Source organism: Streptomyces sp. NPDC056580 (genome assembly GCF_042793175.1).
In the GTDB taxonomy this organism is placed as follows: domain Bacteria; phylum Actinomycetota; class Actinomycetes; order Streptomycetales; family Streptomycetaceae; genus Streptomyces.
On sequence record NZ_JBHTVE010000046.1, the window covers coordinates 1 to 1745 of the forward strand.

Sequence of the window (1745 nt, forward strand, 5' to 3'; positions counted from 1 at the left end):
CAATGCCACGAAGTTAAGGCTCAGTTGAGGGTGTCAAGGCCCCGGGAAGAGGGAGCTTGTACGTACTCGGTGCCGTACGGATGAGTCGGCCGTTGCGCGCCCAGTAGCAGAGCTGCGCGTTGAAGCCGCTCAGCACACGCCCGGTGGCGATGAGGCCGAGATGCCCTGCGATGTCGCGGGCGTGCATGGCCTGGTTGGAGTTCTCCGCCAAGATCCGGCAGACCTGTCCCCAGCGGCCGGAAGCGGCCCGGACTGGGGCATGCGTGGTGGGGAGAGCCGGTGGATGCACGGTGATCACAATGGTGGTGATCGGCGTACTGTCGCGAGGCCGCCCGTCGCGGTTCCAGATGTTGTAGCGGGATGTCCCGCACTTGACGATGCGAGCGGACAGCCGCATTCGGCGCTTGGGCAGCATCGCCTTCAGGACGCGGGTGCCAATGTGTCCTACCAGGTCGGGGCGTCCGCTCGGAGTTGCAGCCGCAGCCATCCCAGCGACGCCAACGACCGTGTCGCGCGCGGCCTCCAGGGCCACGGTGAAACCGGCCCGGTCGGGATCGCAGCCAGGCAGTGTCTCCACTGCGGTCACCATCATCGAGCGCAGAGCCTGGTAGATGGTCAGGAGTGCCCACATCTCCTGGGTGAGGCCCACCGGGTCCTTCGACCGTAGAACGCGCCCTTTGAGCAGGGTGTGACGCAGTGCCAGATAGGCGGTCTCGATCTCCCAGCGCTCGTGATAGAGACCGACCAGGCGGTCTGCCGGGTCGGTGCGGTGGTCGCTCAGCGTGGTGAGCAGACGATAGGTTCCGCCGAAGTCGTCGCCGCTGGCGGTACGGGAGCGGATCTCGGCCTCGATCACCCTCAGTCGGACGCCGCCGATCCGGGTGAGGTAGGAGCCGTCGGGCAGCAGCGCGAGCACCGGTGGGCGCCGGGTGCTGGTGGCACGGATCAGCAACTGCGCCCCCTGAGCCACGACGTCTGCGAGCAGTTTGTTGCTGTCGAAGGCGCGGTCAGCCAGCAGGAGCATGTCCGAGGTCAAGTGGCTGACCAGGTCGTGGGCGTAGTCGGTTTCGCCCTTCGAGGCGGGTCCGAAGGCGGCGGTGATCAGGCCCCGGGTGCTGGTTTCGCACAACGTCATCAGCATCAGCCGGGGGTAGCCGGAAGGGCCATGGCGGCGCGGCGTACGGCCGAGCCAGGACCGGTTGCGCTCGTGGTCGGGGACGTTCAAGCTCCCACAGCCGTCGAAGGCGACCGTCCGCCAGCGTCGGTAGCGCACTCCGGGGGTGGACGGCTGGGCCAACGGGCCCGCCAGCACCTCGAACAGCCGCTGGAACGGGACCACTCCGATCCTCCGACGCAGATCGCGAAGGGCCTTCTCCGACGTTTGCGGCACCGCGGCGGCCAGTCCGGCCACGAGTTTTCCCCACACCAGCCCGGCACCCAGGTGCTCGAACAATCCGAGCGCGAGCACGAAGTACACCCCGACGCGCGAGGGGAGACTGCGCAGCCGGCGCTCGCGCGTCCCGGTCTCCTCCAGCACCGCATCCACCAGCTCGGTCGGGATGACCTGCGTCAATTCACCGACGTGTCCGGGCGCGAACACGTCATCGATTCTGTACGTGACAGACTGTGTCACAGGGCCTCTGCTCTCTCAGGAAGATCTTGGTCGATCCCCTGGATAGCAGAGGCCCGTCTCACGTCGCGGTCGTGCTTGACAACGTCAACTGAGCCTTAACTTCGTGGCATTG

The 1745-nt window shown here is 66.9% G+C and carries 1 protein-coding gene; it reads right to left on the reverse strand.

The window, feature by feature from the left end; translation table 11 throughout:
- Positions 1 to 13: 13 nt before the first annotated feature.
- Entirely contained in the window at positions 14 to 1633 is a 1620-nt protein-coding gene (locus ACFQ9Z_RS39310; protein WP_383031932.1) for an IS4 family transposase, read from the reverse strand.
- Positions 1634 to 1745: the final 112 nt, after the last annotated feature.